This is a genomic window from Brevundimonas sp. (assembly GCF_035626535.1).
Lineage (GTDB): Bacteria > Pseudomonadota > Alphaproteobacteria > Caulobacterales > Caulobacteraceae > Brevundimonas.
On record NZ_DASPNO010000020.1, the window covers coordinates 19,493 to 34,067 of the forward strand.

The following is a 14,575-nucleotide window of genomic DNA, read 5'->3' on the forward strand; positions in this document are numbered from 1 at the left end:
TTCCGAAGGGCGGCCCTTTCTGCGTCGTGCGGATTGGGTCAGGCGGTCTCGCCCCGCAGCCGCTTCTCGATCCGCTCGCGTCCGATCAGGGGAACGAGGCTGGCCATGTCGGGACCGTGCGCCTGACCGGTGAGGATGTGGCGCAGGGGCATGAACAGGGCCTTGCCCTTTGCGCCGGTGCGCTCCTTGACGGCGTTGGTCCAGACCGACCAGGCGTCGGCGTCAAGCATTTCGGGGAGCACTTCCAGCGCCGCCGCGGCGAAGGCGGGGTCTTCAATCACCGGAGCGACGGGACCGCTGATGATCCGTTCCAGTTCAACCACATCCGAGAACTTCTGAAGGTTCGGGCGAAGGGTGTTCCAGACGGCTTCGCTCATGCCGGAACCCAGCGCCGCCAGCCGCGGCTTCGCCGTCGCATAATCCATGGCGTGCAGCGCCTGGGCATTCAGGCGGTCGAGGTCGGCGGTGTCGTAACGCGCCGGCGAGCGACCCATCTTCGAGAAGGAGAAGCTCTCGCCGAGGACTCCGATGGAGGGCGCGACCTCGAGCGGGTCTGAGGTGCCGATGCGGCCGAGGTGGCTGGTGATGGCGATCGGCTCATAGCCCTGGTCCCGCATTTCGGCGATCGACAGGGAGCCCAGCCGCTTCGACAGCGCCTGACCGTCGGCTCCGATCAGCAGCGGCATGTGGGCGAAGGCCGGCACCAGTCCGCCCAGCGCCTCGAAGATCTCGATCTGCGCGCCGGTGTTGGTGACGTGGTCCTCGCCGCGGATGACGTGGCTGATGCCCATGTCGATGTCGTCGACCACCGACGGCAGGGTGTAGAGGAACAGGCCGTCCTCGCGGATCAGCACGGGATCCGACATCGAGGCGGTGTCGACCTCGGCATGACCCCGGGCCATGTCCTCCCAGGCCACGCGCTTGCCGTCCAGCCTGAAGCGCCAGTGAGGCCGGCGGCCCTCCGCCTCGTAGGCGGCCTTTTCGGCGTCGGTCAGTTGCAGGGCGGCGCGGTCGTAGACCGGCGGCAGGCCGCGCGACAGCTGCACCTTGCGGCGGCGGTCGAGCTCCTCGGCGGTTTCGTAGCAGGCGTAGAGCCGGCCCGAAGCCTTCAGCCGGGCCGCCGCCTCCTCGTAGCGGTCGAACCGCTTCGACTGGTTGTGGCGTTCGTCCCAGACGAGGCCCAGCCAGGTCAGGTCGTCTTCGATGCCCTGCTCGAACTCGGTCGTCGAACGCGCCAGATCGGTGTCGTCGATGCGCAGCACGAACGATCCGCCCTGCCCTTTGGCGAACATCCAGTTCACCAGGGCGGTGCGCACATTGCCTACGTGCAGCTTGCCCGTCGGCGACGGGGCGAAACGAACCTTGACGGACATTCTCTGACCTTGAAAGCGAGGCGCGGTAGGTCGCGCTCCCGCCGGGCGAAGTCAAGGCGAGGCGTCGGACCCGAACACGAGACGCAGTCCCCGGCGCCAGGCGTCGGGCGCGTTGGCGGCATGGGTGCCGTCCTCGATCCGCACGCCGTGCAGCCGCCACGGCTTGTCGGCTCGGCCTTCCCACGCCGAAAGCCATCGGGCCGCCTCGGCCTGAAGATCAGGCCGGTCGCGCGTTCCGCTGGTCACCACCAGCGTCAAATCCCGCCGGGTCGCCCGGCCGGCGGGCTCCAGCAGCGACTCGATGCCTGGCGTGATCGAGGGATTGCTGGCGATCCGGCCCCAGAACAGGTCCGGGTCGGTGACGGCGGAATACAGCACGAAGGCGCCGCCCCGCGACTGGCCGAACAGGATCCGGCGCGCCGGGTCGGAGCGGGTTCGCCGCTCGATCTCCGGAATCAGTTCGGTCCTGAGAAACTGCTGGAATTCCTCGGCGCCCGCCTGTTCGGCGGTCAGACCCTCGCCCGGCGACTGGAAATCGATGTTGCGGCGGTTCACCGAGGGGTCGAAGCCGCCGTAGGCGATGCCGACCACGATCGCCTCGGGCAGGCCGTCGTCATAGGTCAGGAACAGGTGGTTGGCCGCGAGAATGGGGAACAGGCTGTCCCCGTCGGTCAGATAGACGGTCGGATAAGGCGTCGCGGCGGAGGGATCGTAGCCGTCCGGATAGCGGACGTAGATGTGATAGGGCCGCCCGGTCGCCGTAGACTCGATGCGGAAATAGTCGCCGCGCAGGGCCGGCAGGTGATCCAGCGGCGTGACGTCCTGCCCGGCGGCGGGCGCGGGCGCGGCGGAGAGAACCGCCAGCAGGCAAAGCGCGGTCGCGATCCGCATGTTCGCCCCTCCCGTTACGCCTCGGTCGGCGTTCAGTCGTCGCGGTGGACCCGCTCGCGGCGCTCGTGACGTTCCTGGGCCTCGACCGACAGGGTGGCGGTCGGACGGGCTTCGAGACGGCCGAGGGTGATCGGCTCGCCGGTTTCCTCGCAGTAACCGTAGGAGCCGTCCTCGATCCGCCGCAGCGCCTCGTCGATCTTGGAGATCAGCTTGCGCTGACGGTCGCGGGTCCGCAGCTCGAGGGCGCGGTCGGATTCCGACGACGCCCGGTCGACCAGATCCGGATGATTTTCCGTCTCGGCCTTCAGGTTGACCACCGTACCCTTGGACTCGCGAAGGATTTCATCCTTCCAGGCCAGGAGCTTGGCCTTGAAATAGGCCAGCTGCCGTTCGTTCATGAACGGCTCGTCCTCGGAGGGCCGATAACTGTTCGGCTCGCTCACAGACGCCAATGCGTTCATCGCACTCACGCTCTTAAACAGCGCCCCCCTGTGGCGCAGTGCATGCCTATAGGGATGGCGAAGAGTCGCGGCAACAACGCTCGCGCGAGCGTGACCGGGATTGATCGGGTGGGTGGCCGAGCGTGACATTTCTTCATCACCCGGCGCTCACCGATCACGCTTTTGCGAAAAATTTCACCGACTTATGCTGCACTGCGGCGAAGATCGGCCTTGGCCAGCTCCACCGCGGCCCTCAGGTCGATCTGGGCCAGCAGGCTGTTCAGGCCCGGATCGGCGTCGACCGGCCGCTCCTCGAGCAGGCTGCGGCCAAGCCGCTCCAGCGCGCTCTCGCCCGCCTCTCCGGCCAGCAGGGCCAGCTTCAGCTCGTCGAGCCGGTCGAGCAGGCCGCCGCCGCGGCGGATGGCGCGCCGGCGACGCTCGGTGGCGTCCTCCACGCCCTGCAGGGCCATCAGGGCCGACACGCCCGCGACGCCCGACACCCCGGCGGCCGCGGCGGTCGCGCCCGTGGAGGCGGAGGCGCCGGCGGTCGGCACGGAGAAGCCGCCGCTCGCCCTGGCGGGGCGGGCGCCCGGCGCGGCGGACGGTCCGGATGGGCCGGTGACCTTCATGGATTGCGACTCCAGGACATGCCCGACCATCGGCGGCGCCGGGTCACCGTTTGGTTAACGCCCCGGCAGTTTCTGCCGCATCTCACCGGCCATGCGCCCTGCCTTGGACTGTTTTCTCACGACTTTCCGGCTGGCACGGCACTGGCATCGCGTTCGGCACAACAGTTCGCGGACCCTGTACCGATGCAGAAACTGCTCGCCTCCCTCCTCACCGCCGCCGCCCTGGCCGGACTCGCGGGCCCCGCCGCCGCCCAGTCCCGGATCAAGGATATCGCCGCCGTCGAGGGCGTCCGCACCAACCAGCTGGTCGGCTACGGACTGGTGGTCGGCCTGAACGGCACCGGCGACAGCCTGCGCAACTGCCCCTTCACGCGGCAGTCGCTGGAGGGGATGACCGAGCGGCTGGGCGTCAACATCCGCGGCTCCAACGCCAACTCCAAGAACATGGCGGCCATCATGGTGACGGCCGAACTGCCGCCGTTCGCCACTCCCGGCTCGCGCATAGACGTCAACGTCTCCTCGATGTGCGACGCCAAGAGCCTGCTGGGCGGCACCCTGCTGGTCACCAGCCTGCAGGGCGCGGACGGCGAGGTCTATGCGGTGGCGCAGGGCTCGATCCAGACCGGCGCCGTCTCGGCCTCGGGCGCCTCGGGCTCGTCGGTGACGCGCGGCGTCCCGACGGCGGGCCGGATCGCCTCGGGCGCGACTGTAGAGCGCGAGACCGGCTTCCACCTCGCCAATATGAACGAGGTGCGGCTGACGCTGCGCAATCCGGACTTCACCACCGCCCAGCGGGTCGCCGCCGCCATCAACCAAGTCTATCCGAACGCCGCCCTGGCCGAGAACGGCACGGTCATCGCCCTTCGCGCCCCCGGCCAGATGGGCGTGGCCGGCTTCATCAGCCGCGTCGAGAACCTGCCGGTGCAGGTCGACGCCCCCGCCAAGGTGATCATCGACGAGGTCAACGGCGTCATCGTCATGGGCGACGCGGTGCGAATCTCCACCGTGGCCATCGCCCAGGGCAACCTGACCGTCTCCATCCAGGAGACGCCGCTGGTCAGCCAGCCGGAACCGTTCAGCCGCGGCGGCGAGACGGTGGTCGTGCCGCAGTCGGACGTGGAGGTCGAGGAGGACCTCGGCCGCCAGATGCGCATCGTCGGAGGCGGCGCCTCACTGTCCGATCTGGTCAACGGCCTGAACGCCCTGGGCGTCAGCCCGCGCGACATGATCAGCATTCTGCAGGCCATCAAGGCCGCCGGGGCGCTGCAGGCCGACATCGAGGTGATGTGAGGATGAGCGACCTGTCCATCTCCCCCGCCCTGCTCCAGCCGACCCCGACCCCGACCGCGCGGATGCGGGAAACCGCCGAGGCCTTCGAGGCTTCCTTCCTCGCCCAGATGCTGAAACCGATGTTCGAGGGCCTCTCGACCGACGGCCCGTTTGGCGGCGGCGAGGCCGAGGGCACGTGGCGCAGCTTCATGATCGAGGCCATGGCCAAACAGACGGTCAGGGCGGGCGGCGTCGGCCTCGCCGATCAGGTCGTCGCCCAGATGCTGAGGATGCAGGAGCAAGCGCAATGACCGGAACCGCCGAACTCAACGCCACGGCCCGCATCCGCCAGCTGATCGACCTGACCGAGCGGCTCACCGCCAGCCTCGGCGCCGAAGCGAAGGCGTTCGAGGCGCACCGGCCGCAGGACGCCGCCGCCACACTCGCCGGCACGCAGGATCTGGCCAACGCCTACCGCCGGGAGTCGGCGCAGGTGAAGGCCAATCCGACCGTTCTGGCCGCCGCCCCGGCGAGCGAGCGGATCGCCCTGATCCGCGTCACCGAGGCCTTCGAGGCGGTGCTGAGCCGTCATTCGCGGGCCATCGAGGCGGCGCGGATCATCTCCGAAGGACTGGTCAAGACCATCGCCGCCGAGGTCGCCGCCCAGCGCGGCAGCCCTTCGGCCTACGGCGCCAGCGGCCGGGCCAACGCCGGCGACGGCCGGGCGGTGGCCTTCAATCGGACCGCCTGACAGCCGAGTGAGCTGATTATTAATGCCTCTTGGTGCACGCAATCGCCATGAGTACACGTTCACGCCTGTTGGGTATGGCATTCGCCGGGTCGGACCTGCTGTTCGAACTCAATCAGGAGCGAGTTACCTATGCGGTCGGCGCCGGGCCCGTAACCGGTCACGAACCGGCGACCGAGTGGCCGGGGCGGTCGATCGCGGATATCCTCCAGCCCGTTTGTCGTGACCGCCTGAAGACGCTGCTCGCAAAGCTGGCTCCGGGACGGCGGTCCGAGCCTCTCGACGTGGTGGTGCTGACCGGCGATGGACACGGCCGCAAGGCCACCCTTCGAGCCTTCTGCCTGCCCGACCTTGCCCCGATCGTCTCATGCGCCCTTTCGTGGACGGCCCCGGCTTTCGTTGTAGAGCCGCCGCGTCAACCGCTTCTGGATGCGAGCGGGCTGCTCCGGCGGCTCGGCGAGTTGCTGACCCAAGGGAGCACCGGGCCAGAGCTGTCCATTGACATCGTCGAGGTGCCCGGACTTGGTGTCGGAGACGAACGCCATCGACTGGTAGGCGAACGCATCGAGGCCCGACTGCAGTCGGCTTCAATCGGGGGATCGAGCGCGGCCCGTCTCGCACCCGACCGCTTTGCTCTTATGCGGGACTCCTCCGACCTGACCAGCCTGGCGGACGAAGTCCGGGCGACCGCGGCGGCGGAAGGGCTTGAACTGTTCGCAGTCACCAGCCGCGGGCTGGTCGGCGATGCAGACGCGGCAGTCGCCGTTCGCACCCTGCGCCTGGCGCTTGACGATTGCTTGCGCGAGGGTGCGGCGGCCGGTGAGCATTTCGGCGACCGTCTCAAGCGCACCTTGAAGGACGCCGAGACGTTCCGCAGCATTGTGCGCGATCGTCGCTTCGCCCTGGTGTGGCAGCCGATCGTGGCGCTGGACACCGGAGCGGTCCATCATTTCGAAGCGCTGACCCGGTTCGACGCCCAGAGCTCGGCGCCGGTCGGTAAGATCGCGATGGCCGAGGAACTGGGCCTGATCCAGGGATTCGATCTCGCCGTCGCCGAGAAGGCGCTGGTCCAGTTGCGGGCTCCCGGCTTTGGCCTCACGCGGGCCGCCGTGAATGTGTCCGCGGCGTCGCTCTCCGACGACGGCTACGTCGAGGGCCTGCTGCGCATGACAGCAACGGAGCCGGGTCTGCGCAAACGGCTGATGATTGAACTCACAGAAACCGCTGTCGTCGCCAGTCTCGACCGCGCTGAACGCCGGCTTGCGGCGCTAAGGGACGCCGGCATCCGGATCTGCCTCGACGACTACGGCGTATGCGCCGCCTCGCTCACCTACCTGCGCCGGTTGCCGATCGACGTAGTGAAGCTGGACGGCGGTTTCGTGCATGACCTCGAAAGTCATTCCAAGAGCCGCAGTCTGGTAAAGCATCTGGTCGAGCTATGTCGCGAACTACAGGTTTCGACCGTTGCCGAAATGATCGAGGAGGAGGCCCAGGCCACGATGGTGCGGCAAGCGGGGGTTCAATTCGGCCAGGGCTGGCTGTTCGGACGCCCCTCAGCAACTCCGGTAGCACCTGCTCCGGCCGTCGCACGGCGGAAGGGCGCTGTGGTGGGCTGGGGCTAGGCCGCCCCATCACTAGCGAACGGGCCCGACCAGACGAGTGCATGCGGCCAGTCCGCTCTTCCGACCGGCGCGACCAATACCTGCGATGAGGCCGACCACCGCAGGCCGGGCTTGATGAGGTACGGAACCGTCGGACACGCTCGTGCGACCGCCTCGCCTGAAGACGAGGCTCAGGTTCAGTAGCGTTTGACCGTCAGGCGTGCGGGCCGCGACGCGATCGAGCGTCACGGGTGCGGATGCGGACCGGCTTGGGGCGAGGCTGGGTGAGGACATGGACAAACGCGAGCAGCGAAGCGGAAAGGGCGAAACCAATTCCCAGTGCGCTGATCATGTTCGTCGGGCCTCCAGTGAACTCACTCGAAGCGATAGGATGGGTGCAAAGACCCGACTTCGCAAGCAATTTCGGCGGGAGCACCGTCTGACGAAGCCGTTACCAGACCCCGTGAGGACCGGCCGCTGCGGCGCCGCGGACGCTGGATTCCGGCTCCTTCGGGCCCTGGATGGCGGCGATGAATTCCGCCGCCGAAACTCCCGGCGCCGCGAGCCGCCGCGCCGCCGTCGTCGCGAAGATCCAGACCGAGACCGGCATCGACGAAGCCTTGATCGCCCGGCTGGTCGACGGCTTCTACGGCCGCGTGCGCGCCGATCCGCTGATCGGTCCGGTGTTCAACGATCGCATCATCGACTGGGAACCGCACCTCGAGCAGATGCGGCTGTTCCGGTCGTCGGTGGCGCTGATGAGCGGCGTCTATCACGGCCGGCCGATGCCGAAGCACCTGCCCCTGCCAATCGACGCCCGCCATTTCGACCGCTGGCTGGAGTTGTTCGAGGCCACGGCCCGCGATCTGTGTCCGCCGGCCGCCGCCGGCCATTTCATCGAACGCGCCCGCCGCATCGCCGAGAGCCTCGAACTGGGGATCGCCGGGGCCGCCGGCGTGCTGCTGGGCAAGGGAGAGCGTTATCTGCGGCCGACGGAGGCGTGGACGCCGTCCGACTAACGGACGCATGGCCATGGCGCCGCCGCCATGGCACGGTCGACGCGGAGGATTTCCCATGCGCCGCTTCGCCTTCGTCGCCGCCGTAGCATCGCTCGCCTCGGCCTGCGCCCATGCCCCGGAGCCCGCGGCCGGCCCGCCGGACTATACCCCGATCGTGGGCAACCCCGCCCCATCCAATGCCCGGCTCTACGCCAACTGCTTCCGGCAGGCGGCGGAAACCGGAAGCTACCGCAGGGCCGCGGACGGCGGCGGCGACGAACTGCTCCTGTTCACCTGCACGGGCGCCCCGGCGCGCGCCTTCTACGAGGCCCTCGGACCGTGGAGCATGGAGATCGGCTCGGGCTTCAAGCACGAAGGCCGAACGCACCGTTCGACGGCCAAGGTCCGGGCCAACATGTTCGGCGTGGATTCCTGCTCGGCGGCTGACGGCGCGGACCATCGCTGCGTCATTTCCTTCAACGCCGGCGACTTCCTTGATCGGTAGGCGGGATCAGATCGCGAGTTCGATCTCACGGCCGTCGAACTCCGCGACCATCTTCAGCTGTCCGCCCTTTGCCTCAACCAGCTTGCGCAAAACCGCAATTTTGGTGTCACGACCGGCTTCCATCTTCGAAACGTTGGATTGGGTCGTTTGCAGAATTTCAGCCAATTCAGCCTGCGAGAGGCCGATCTCCTTGCGCAGCATCTGAAGCGCGGACACCCGACGGCCGATCTCGACCTCCAGCGCATCCACCCGCGCTTGCTGACTCGCCGTCAGTTTCGGCTTCCAGACCGTGGATTTCCTGTCGCTCACCAATTCACCCGCGCCCTTTCGCGCTTCATTCATTCCAGCCTTACGATCACGATCCTGAAGTTCGGCTGAATTTCCAACGCCATCCTTCCAAGGCCCGACGGCGTATCGATCGCGAGCAACAGGCTGACCGGCGTGGCGAGGTCGCGCCACGCCGGCACGCCCTCCAACTCCGCCTTGATCAAGCCCAGCCCTTCGGGTCCGCGGCGCTCCAGTCCTTGCTGGATGGCCAGCAGCTCGAATGTCGTTCCTCGGACCATTGGTCCAGCTCTCTCAGAAGATCGTCATCGATCTCGACGGTCCACGCGTCCATGGGGAGCCCCGGCTCAGAAAGTGTTTCATCATCTTTCCTCCACCAGGCCCGCAGGGTTGCGGGAGCAGCTCACCAGCCGTGGACAGCGGAAATATATTCCTGTTTGGAATAATGTCAAGGATGGGACTGCTGACAGGAGTTGGCAGCAGACTAGCTCTGCTGGCGTTTTGTTCTTACATTGTTCTTGCTGAATCCAGCGAATTGATCCCCATATAGCGACGTCGCGCCGGAGCCTGCTCCGGTTCCCCCGCGTTCCCGGATTCCATGACCGAAAAGCACAACTTCATCCGCGTGCGCGGCGCGCGCGAACACAATCTCAAGGGCGTCGACCTCGACATCCCGCGCGAGAAGCTGGTTGTGATGACCGGGCTGTCCGGCTCGGGCAAGTCCTCGCTGGCGTTCGACACCATCTACGCCGAGGGCCAGCGCCGCTACGTCGAGAGCCTGAGCGCCTACGCCCGCCAGTTCCTCGAGCTGATGGGCAAGCCGGACGTCGACCTGATCGAGGGCCTGTCGCCGGCGATCTCGATCGAGCAGAAGACCACCTCGAAGAACCCGCGCTCGACCGTCGGCACGGTGACCGAGATCCACGACTACATGCGCCTGCTGTGGGCGCGCGTCGGCGTGCCCTATTCGCCGGCGACCGGTCTTCCGATCGAGAGCCAGACCATCTCGATGATGGTCGACAAGCTGGCCGCCCTCCCCGAGGGCGAGCGCCTGCTGCTGCTGGCCCCGGTGGTGCGCGGGCGCAAGGGCGAGTACCGCAAGGAGATCGCCGAGTGGCAGCGCTCGGGCTTTCAGCGGCTCAAGATCGACGGCGTATTCTACGCCATCGAGGACGCGCCTGCGCTCGACAAGAAGTTCAAGCACGACATCGACATCGTCGTTGACCGGATCGTCACCAAGCCGGGGCTGGAGGGCCGCTACGCCGACAGCCTGCAGACGGCGCTGGGACTGGCCGACGGCATCGCCGTGGCGGAATGGGCCAATGCGCCGGAGGGCGAGGAGCCCCGCCGGCTGACCTTCTCGGAGAAGTTCGCCTGTCCGGTTTCCGGCTTCACCATCAGCGAGATCGAGCCGCGGCTGTTCTCGTTCAACAATCCGTTCGGCGCCTGTCCGGTCTGCGACGGTCTGGGGGTCAAGCTGGCCTTCGACGCCGACCTGGTGGTGCCGGACCGCGACAAGAGCCTGCACAAGGGAGCCATCGCGCCGTGGTCGCGGGGTCCGTCGCCTCTCTACACCCAGACCCTGCAGTCGCTGAGCCGCCACTACGGCTTCTCGATGGACAAGCCGTGGCGCGAGCTTCCGGAGACGTCGCACCAGGTGATCCTGCACGGTTCGGGCGGCGAGAAGATCAAATTCACCTATGACGACAATGCCCGCACCTACGAGACGACCAAGGCGTTCGAGGGCGTGCTGCCGAACCTCGAGCGGCGCTGGCGCGAGACCGATAGCGCCTGGGTGCGCGAGGAGCTGGGCCGGTTCCAGTCCGAGACGCCGTGCGAGGCCTGCGGCGGCAAGCGGCTGAAGCCCGAGGCGCTGGCGGTCAAGATCGCCGGGCAGGACATCGCCGAGGTGTCCTGGCTGTCGATCAAACACGCCCACGAATGGTTCACCGCCCTCGACGGCCAGCTGACCGACAAGCAGATGGAGATCGCCCGGCGGATCCTGAAGGAGATCACCGACCGGCTGCGCTTCCTGAACAACGTCGGTCTCGACTACCTCAACCTGTCACGGGCCTCGGGGACGCTGTCGGGCGGCGAGAGCCAGCGCATCCGTCTGGCGTCGCAGATCGGCTCGGGCCTGACCGGCGTGCTCTATGTGCTGGACGAGCCCTCGATCGGCCTGCACCAGCGCGACAACTCCCGCCTGCTGGAGAGCCTGCGCGGCCTGCGCGACCTCGGCAATTCCGTGCTGGTGGTCGAGCACGACGAGGAGGCCATCCTGACGGCCGACTACGTCATCGACATGGGGCCGGCCGCGGGCATCCACGGCGGCGAGGTCTGCGCCCAGGGCACGCCGGCCGACGTCATGGCCAATCCGAACTCGCTGACCGGCAAATACCTGACCGGCGAGCGCGAGATCGAACTGCCGCCTGAAGGCCGCCGCCCCGTCGACCGCAAGCGGATGCTGAAGATCAGCGGCGCAACCGGCAACAATCTGAAGAGCGTCACCGGCGAGATCCCCGGCGGCCTGTTCACCTGCGTCACCGGCGTGTCCGGCGGCGGCAAGTCGACCTTCACCATCGAAACCCTCTACAAGGCCGCCGCACGCCGGCTGCACAACGCCTCGGACGCCCCGGCCCCGTTCGACCGGATCGAGGGGCTGGAGCTGTTCGACAAGGTCATCGACATCGACCAGAGCCCGATCGGCCGGACCCCGCGCTCGAACCCCGCGACCTACACCGGCGCCTTCGGGCCGATCCGCGACTGGTACGCCGGCCTGCCGGAATCGAAGGCGCGCGGCTACGGGCCCGGCCGGTTCAGCTTCAACGTCAAGGGCGGCCGCTGCGAGGCCTGCCAGGGCGACGGCCTGATCAAGATCGAGATGCATTTCCTGCCCGACGTCTACGTCACCTGCGACGTCTGCAAGGGCAAGCGCTACAACCGCGAGACGCTGGAAATCGTCTTCAAGGGCAAGAGCATATCCGATGTTCTGGACATGACGGTCGAAGAGGCCGCCAGCTTCTTCAAGGCCGTGCCGTCGATCCGCGACAAGATGCTGACCCTGAACCGGGTGGGTCTGGGCTACGTCAAGGTCGGCCAGTCGGCGACGACCCTGTCAGGCGGCGAGGCGCAGCGCGTCAAGCTATCCAAGGAGCTGTCGAAACGGGCCACCGGCAAGACCCTCTACATCCTCGACGAGCCGACCACCGGCCTGCATTTCGAGGATACCCGCAAGTTGCTGGAGGTGCTGCAGGAGCTGGTCGACAACGGCAACACCATCGTGGTGATCGAGCATAATCTCGACGTCATCAAGGTGGCGGACTGGCTGCTCGATTTCGGCCCCGAGGGCGGCGACGGCGGCGGCGAGATCGTCGCGGTCGGCACGCCCGAACAGGTCGCCGCCAATCCGAAGAGCTGGACCGGCAAATACCTCAAGGAGGTGCTGGACCGGCACGAGGAGCGCCGCAAGGCGCGGGTCGCCGCGCTGAAGAAGCGGGCCTAGTCGGCGGCGGCCGGGACGGGTTCGGCCACGACACCGAAGTCGTGGCTGCGGCCCCTGAAGATCAGCACCGCCGTGCCGATCAGCAGGACGACGGTGGTCACCACGCTGCCCTCCGGACCGAAGGCCGCGCCGGTCACCCACCACGGCACGGTGGTCCGGGTGCCCAGGTCGACGATCAGGGGCGTGGTCTCGATCACCTGACCCGACACCTCGAGGCCGAAGCCGAGGCCCAGCAGCCAGTTCCACGCGGCGTGCCAGCCGCAGACGCCCCACAGCGAACCCTCGCGCGCGGCGTACAGGCCGATGAAGACGCCGAACAGGACCACGTTCAGCACACCGGTCAGCAGCTCCGGCGACGGGTCGATATTGGCCGCGTGCAGCAGGCCGAACAGGGCGGAGCTCAGGCCGACGCCCCAGGCCAGGCCGTGGCGGGACGCGATCACCTGCATCAGCCAGCCGCGGGTGAGGATTTCCTCGGTGGAGCCCTGGACCACGAAGCCGAGCAACAGGACGCCGATGGGAACCAGCGCCGCCCCGACGCTGGCCGCCGCGAAGGCCCCGCCGGCGTCGACCCGGTATCCGCCCAGCGCCCAGATGATCCCGACCACCGCGACGAGGAACGCCAGTCCGACGACGTAGCCGCGCAGGAATCGCTTCAGCCCCGAGCCGTTGAAGCCGATCTCCGCCAGGCCCCGCCGTTCGAACAGGGTGACCCAGAGAATGACGATGCCGGCCGTGAAGGCGAACGAGAACAGCGTGAACGCGGTCCCCTGCCAGCCGACCACCTCCCCTTCCGGCGTCAGCAAGCCCAGCATGATGCCGGGCACGGCCCCGGCGATCTGGCCGACGATGATGAAGGCCACCGCGAGAACGAGCGCCGCGGCCGTCCAGGTGCGGCGGTGGCGAGGCCGGCGCGGCGCGTAGAGTTCGATGCCCGTCATGGAGCCCCCGGAAGCTGTGGCCGACTATGGCCGACGATTACGAGAGGGTCGGGAGGCCCGACCGCCTCAGGCGGTCGGCGTCTCCGCGCCCAGCCCCTTGATGTCGCGATAAGCCGCGGCGAACGGCGCGTACATCACGCCGACCGTAAGGGCGTAGACCACTGCCTCGGCGAGGGCGGAGGCGATAATCCAGGGATTGGTGATATCGAGCGCCCTCCTGAGCGCCTCGGGATCCTGATGCCCGCCGAACGACCACATTTCCTGACCGGTCATCAGGGCCAGCGGCATCGTCACGATCCCCAGAAGCAACTGGACCACGATCACCATGACGATGGTGATGACGGCCATGCCGAACAGGGGCCAGAACCGGCCGGCGGTGACCCCGAACGAGTCGAAGAAGGCGAAACGGTTTTCCGCCACTGTGATCGGAACGGCCAGGCTGAGCCGCACGGCCAGCCAGATGATCGCGGCGACGCCGACCAGACCGCCGAGGATCACGAAGAGCCACATCCAGTTCGCGCCCGAGGCGCCGGCGATGCCGGCCAGCACGCCGATCAGCATGAAGACCGCGAAGCAGACGAAGGTCATCAGAATGGTCAGCACCAGCGTGACGACGAACACCCTGAGCTCGTCCATGCCGAGGCGCAGATAGCCGAAGCCGCCCGCACGCGGATTCAGCACGGCCCGGGCGACCGCCGCCATTAGCATGGCGCCCACGATGAGCGAGACCGGGATCAGCCAGGCGACGCTCAGCATCACTTCGCCCAGGCCCTGGAACGCCGCCAGCACCTCTTCGGGCGTCGCCGGCGAGGTCGACTCGAGCCCCTCCATACGCTCGGCCCAGGCGACCAGCGGGTCTATGGCGCTGGACATCGCGAACAGACCCGCAAGGCTCAGCACAGCGTACAGCAGCGTCCAGGCGACCAGCGCCATCGGCTTTCGTCTGACGAGGCGGAAGCCCTCGAACGCCGCGTCGCTGGCTGAAAATGTCATCGTCCCCTCCTGAACCGATCGGCCGGAATCTAGTCGGCCATTGGAGCTGTGTCAGCGGAATTCGCCGCCGGCGCGGTTTCCGGCTCGGCCGCAAGGTCCATCACGGCCCTGGCGAAAGGCGCGGTCACCAGCAGCTGGGAGAAGCCCTGGACCCAGGCCAGCGGCAGCAGCAACACGACCGCGAGGCCGGCCAACAGCGCGGGTTGCTCGGGCAATCCCTGCAGCCACGCCAGCACGGCGTCCGGATCGGCCGCCGCGACGCCGCCGCCCACCATCATCGCGACGATGACGATCAGCAGCACCAGCGCCATGCCGATCGCCATCGCGATCAGGAACTGCACGATCAGCAGGCCGAGTAACCGCCAGGTCTGGCCCTTGCCCAGCTTCCAGCCTTCGACAA

15 protein-coding genes and 1 pseudogene are annotated in these 14,575 nt (G+C 67.7%); 7 read left to right on the plus strand and 9 right to left on the minus strand.

The window, feature by feature from the left end:
• Positions 1–38: 38 nt before the first annotated feature.
• The 4 genes from gltX to VEC04_RS02785 all read right to left on the minus strand — a co-directional run bounded on the left by gltX (position 39) and on the right by VEC04_RS02785 (position 3,333).
• The gene (gene gltX / locus VEC04_RS02770; RefSeq protein WP_324773625.1) at positions 39–1,373 is read right to left on the minus strand and encodes a glutamate--tRNA ligase; all 1,335 of its coding nucleotides are present in this window, start codon (positions 1,371–1,373) and stop codon (positions 39–41) included.
• Between the two features lie 51 nt (positions 1,374–1,424).
• Complete coding sequence (locus VEC04_RS02775; protein ID WP_324773627.1) at positions 1,425–2,264, minus strand: alpha/beta hydrolase; 840 nt, start codon at positions 2,262–2,264, stop codon at positions 1,425–1,427.
• A 32-nt stretch (positions 2,265–2,296) separates the two neighbouring features.
• Positions 2,297–2,725, minus strand: coding sequence for an RNA polymerase-binding protein DksA (gene dksA, locus VEC04_RS02780; protein WP_324773629.1), 429 nt, complete (start codon positions 2,723–2,725; stop codon positions 2,297–2,299).
• A 182-nt stretch (positions 2,726–2,907) separates the two neighbouring features.
• Positions 2,908–3,333, minus strand: coding sequence for a flagellar assembly protein FliX (locus VEC04_RS02785; protein ID WP_324773631.1), 426 nt, complete (start codon positions 3,331–3,333; stop codon positions 2,908–2,910).
• 183 nt (positions 3,334–3,516) lie between these two features.
• Between VEC04_RS02785 and VEC04_RS02790 the strand changes: the two genes are divergently transcribed.
• The 6 genes from VEC04_RS02790 (at position 3,517) to VEC04_RS02815 (ending at position 8,454) form a co-directional block, all read left to right on the plus strand.
• Positions 3,517–4,623, plus strand: a complete 1,107-nt coding sequence (locus VEC04_RS02790; RefSeq protein ID WP_324773633.1) for a flagellar basal body P-ring protein FlgI — start codon at positions 3,517–3,519, stop codon at positions 4,621–4,623.
• A gap of 2 nt (positions 4,624–4,625) precedes the next feature.
• A complete protein-coding gene (locus VEC04_RS02795; protein ID WP_324773635.1) occupies positions 4,626–4,913 on the plus strand; it encodes a rod-binding protein in 288 nt (95 codons plus the stop codon).
• Complete coding sequence (locus VEC04_RS02800) at positions 4,910–5,353, plus strand: flagellar basal-body protein FlbY (RefSeq protein WP_324773637.1); 444 nt, start codon at positions 4,910–4,912, stop codon at positions 5,351–5,353. The genes VEC04_RS02795 and VEC04_RS02800 overlap by 4 nt, the downstream gene beginning before the upstream one ends.
• A gap of 32 nt (positions 5,354–5,385) precedes the next feature.
• Entirely contained in the window at positions 5,386–6,972 is a 1,587-nt protein-coding gene (locus tag VEC04_RS02805; protein WP_324773639.1) for an EAL domain-containing protein, read from the plus strand.
• Positions 6,973–7,481: 509 nt separating this feature from the next.
• Positions 7,482–7,970 carry a group III truncated hemoglobin gene (locus VEC04_RS02810; RefSeq protein WP_324773641.1) on the plus strand — a complete coding sequence of 163 codons (489 nt, stop codon included), beginning with the start codon at positions 7,482–7,484 and terminating at the stop codon, positions 7,968–7,970.
• A 55-nt stretch (positions 7,971–8,025) separates the two neighbouring features.
• Positions 8,026–8,454 (plus strand): hypothetical protein, encoded by a 429-nt coding sequence (locus VEC04_RS02815; protein WP_324773643.1) that lies wholly within the window; start codon positions 8,026–8,028, stop codon positions 8,452–8,454.
• A gap of 6 nt (positions 8,455–8,460) precedes the next feature.
• On the opposite strand, the gene VEC04_RS02820 is transcribed toward VEC04_RS02815, so the two are convergent.
• Complete coding sequence (locus VEC04_RS02820) at positions 8,461–8,796, minus strand: helix-turn-helix transcriptional regulator (protein WP_324773645.1); 336 nt, start codon at positions 8,794–8,796, stop codon at positions 8,461–8,463.
• Positions 8,793–9,020 carry a hypothetical protein gene (locus tag VEC04_RS02825; protein ID WP_324773647.1) on the minus strand — a complete coding sequence of 76 codons (228 nt, stop codon included), beginning with the start codon at positions 9,018–9,020 and terminating at the stop codon, positions 8,793–8,795. The genes VEC04_RS02820 and VEC04_RS02825 overlap by 4 nt, the downstream gene beginning before the upstream one ends.
• Positions 9,021–9,337: 317 nt before the next feature.
• Here VEC04_RS02825 and uvrA point away from each other — a divergent pair, with 317 nt between their 5' ends.
• Positions 9,338–12,241: an excinuclease ABC subunit UvrA gene (gene uvrA / locus VEC04_RS02830; RefSeq protein WP_324773649.1), complete on the plus strand. Its 2,904-nt coding sequence runs from the start codon at positions 9,338–9,340 to the stop codon at positions 12,239–12,241.
• Here the strand turns inward: uvrA and VEC04_RS02835 are convergent.
• The 3 genes and pseudogenes from VEC04_RS02835 to VEC04_RS02845 form a co-directional block, all read right to left on the minus strand.
• Complete coding sequence (locus VEC04_RS02835; RefSeq protein ID WP_324773651.1) at positions 12,238–13,182, minus strand: CPBP family intramembrane glutamic endopeptidase; 945 nt, start codon at positions 13,180–13,182, stop codon at positions 12,238–12,240. The genes uvrA and VEC04_RS02835 overlap by 4 nt on opposite strands.
• A gap of 66 nt (positions 13,183–13,248) precedes the next feature.
• Positions 13,249–14,175 (minus strand): hypothetical protein, encoded by a 927-nt coding sequence (locus tag VEC04_RS02840; RefSeq protein ID WP_324773653.1) that lies wholly within the window; start codon positions 14,173–14,175, stop codon positions 13,249–13,251.
• Between the two features lie 29 nt (positions 14,176–14,204).
• Positions 14,205–14,575, minus strand: a pseudogene (locus VEC04_RS02845) (hypothetical protein); the annotation flags it as partial.